Consider the following 2,747-nt stretch of genomic DNA (forward strand, 5'->3'; position numbering starts at 1 on the left):
CTTGCAGGCCATCGAAGGCAGGCTGCACGGTATCCAAGGCGACCTGCACGGCATCGAGGGCGACCTGCAAGCCCTGCCGGGCCACGGGTGAGGCGGCACTTCGAACCCGACGTCACCGCCGCGGGCCGCCGCAGGCTGCGTGCCGCCGCACCGCGCGGGCATGGGAGTCGTCGCCTTTCTTGCGGTAGATCCGCAGAACCAGCAAGCCCTCGTCCGGCAACCGGAGGTCCTCGAGCTCGGTGTATGGGAAACCCCCGTCGGTGAGCGGGTGGTGTTCTACGCGAGCGAGGACGGCGTGGCTGAGAACCTACCCGTTAACGTCACAGCTACACGGCTGCGGCACGGTCTGAATCCCTCGGCGCCACAACCCTTGTCAGAGAATGTCGTGGTTGTAGGCGCGGACGGACCCGAGGACACAGACATTCCTACTGGGGTTGCTGACCATCGACGCGGGCCCCTCGTCGCGCGGTCGAGATCGAGAGCTGGGTGGCGCGGATTCGCGCCGAGCAGCCGTGATCCGGGTCCCCCGGATTCATCCAGAGCAAGGCAAGCAGCACGAAAAGTGCCCGCGAAACACCCGGGTGCAGCGCACACCCGCCCCGCGACGACACACCACTACCCGCTGAGCACCAAGGGCGTGACAAGCTCGGACGTCCGGCCTAACGCCCGGGGCGAGGTCGAGGCCAGGACGAATCTCACCGATCTGCGCGGCGGGGTGCTGCGTACTCCAACTGGCGGGCACAGGTCTTGACCAGGCGGCCGCCGCACGCCAGAAGGTCGATGACAGCTTCCGTCGATCTCCGCACGACAGTCCCCACGAGGCTCCCAAGCCGGTAACTGTTGGGGAGCGAGCGTATCGGCCATGGAAAAAAAACGTGCAGGCTGGCTATGAGCGCGGGCATGAAACGGCCGGACGTGTTTACGCTGGTTGGCTATGCCGTTCACCGTCATCGACCTGGCCGCATCGGGTTGGGAACGCGGCGAACGCGAACCCGGCGGCGACGAAAGCAAGCGCTGGTTCATTCCACCCGATGACAGCCCGCATGCTGGCCGTCGCTGGCTGTTCAAGCCGCGCCGCACCAAGGAGTTGCTGCGCTCCAGAGCGCGCGAACAGCGAGGAGATCCGCCCGACGTTCTCGTCCGCGGTGACGATTGGGCAGAGAAGATCTCGTACGAAGTGGCGCAGTTGATAGGTGTGCCGACGGCGACGACAGAGCTCGCCCTATCGGTACAGCTCAGGGATAACCAGCCGGTGCGGGGCTCGATAAGCCGAGATGTGCGGCCAGGCGGGTGGGTACTCAGCGCAGGCGCCAGCCGACTGGAGGAGTTCGATGACACCTTCGACGCCGACACCGGCCGAGGGCACACCCCGGAAGCGATCCAGCATGTGCTCGCAGGCCTTGGCGGCCCACCGGAAACCCCGTACGAGTCGTGGTCGGCATTCGACGTATTTGTGGGCTACCTGATGCTGGACGCCTGGATCGTCAACACCGACCGACACGCCAAAAACTGGGCACTCGTACAAGCACCGAGTGGGTCGATGCGCCTAGCGCACAGCTTCGATCACGGCAGTGCCCTGGGCAGCGGCTACGGCGAGGCCGTCCACCAGCGCGCCCTCGCGGAGGGCGTCGATGCGTGGTGCCGCCGCGGCAAAGCGACACGCTTCCCCGATTCGGGGCCGGTGACGCTGGTCGAGCTTGCCCTGCAGGCACTGCAGGCGGCCAGCCCTACAGCGCGTGGCCACTGGATGAACCAAATGTCGCAGGTCAGCGCCCAGGTGTGCGACGATATTGTGGAAGCAGTGCCGGACTTGTCAGAGGTGACTCGTAGTTTTGTTGCTGAAGTTCTTGCACTGAATCGGAGGCGACTAATCGATGAGGAATAGTGGTCTGCTGGTTCCAACAACCGCAGGTTTTAGCGCGCACACGGATGCGCGGCTGATGGTCACCAGGCGCGACCCGGACGGCACGTATCGCGCGATCGGATACCTCGACAGACTTGCCGACGGAAGTTTCGAATTCGCCTACCTGGAGACGGCAGCCAGCTCGCCGTCATTTGTGCCGTTGATCGGTTTTAGCAGCGTCCGCCGCCGATATCACCGCGCCCATCTGTTCTCCGCGTTCGCCGAACGAGTGATCGGCGCAAAGCGCGCCGATCGGCCACAGTATCTGGCGGAGTTGAACCTGAACGAGGATGCAGACTCCTGGGAGATCTTGTCGGCCTCCGGCGGGTATCGCGAAGGTGACACGATTGAGTTGATCGCGTTCCCAACGATCGACGTCGCCACCGGGCATACCGAAGCGCGGTTCCTGGCCCACGGTGTCAGCCACCGCTGCGACGCCGCGAGTGACCGCATCTCAGGGTTACCGGAAGACTGGGTATTGCACCTCGAGCCTGAGATTGACAATGTGGTCAACCCGGCGGCGATCCGAATCGTCGATCACGGAGTAAAACTGGGTTACGTTCCCGACCCACTGCTGGACTATGTAACCGCGGTGATACGTGGCGGGCAGGCGCGACTTAGCGTGGTCAAGGCCAATCCACCGGAGACCAACCCGCATTTGCGCTTGCTGTTGCGGCTTGACGGCGTCATCGATGGCAAGTCGCCCTTCGATGACCCTCGCTGGCGCACAGTGGCTTGACGGCTTGAATATCGGCACATCTTTGCGCAACACGCAGGCTGTTGTACGCGTGGCACAGCGTTGCGAAAGCATTGGCCCCTGCGCAGCGCAGTCCTAACGACGATC

At 64.1% G+C, this 2,747-nt stretch carries 2 protein-coding genes; both read left to right on the forward strand.

The features are described 5' to 3' along the window. Positions 1-934: 934 nt before the first annotated feature. A complete protein-coding gene (locus tag AC2VOP_RS15320) occupies positions 935-1,885 on the forward strand; it encodes a HipA domain-containing protein (RefSeq protein ID WP_486961776.1) in 951 nt (316 codons plus the stop codon). Positions 1,886-1,940: 55 nt separating this feature from the next. Beyond that, entirely contained in the window at positions 1,941-2,642 is a 702-nt protein-coding gene (locus AC2VOP_RS15325; RefSeq protein WP_486961777.1) for a hypothetical protein, read from the forward strand. Positions 2,643-2,747: the final 105 nt, after the last annotated feature.

It is taken from the genome of Mycobacterium sp. TH-M106 (assembly GCF_057473765.1).

Excerpts from the sequence above, each read along its gene's own strand:
- AC2VOP_RS15325 (WP_486961777.1), top strand. The coding sequence starts at position 1,941 with ATGGTCACCAGGCGCGACCCGGACGGCACGTATCGCGCGATCGGATAC.
- AC2VOP_RS15320 (WP_486961776.1), top strand. The coding sequence starts at position 935 with ATGCCGTTCACCGTCATCGACCTGGCCGCATCGGGTTGGGAACGCGGC.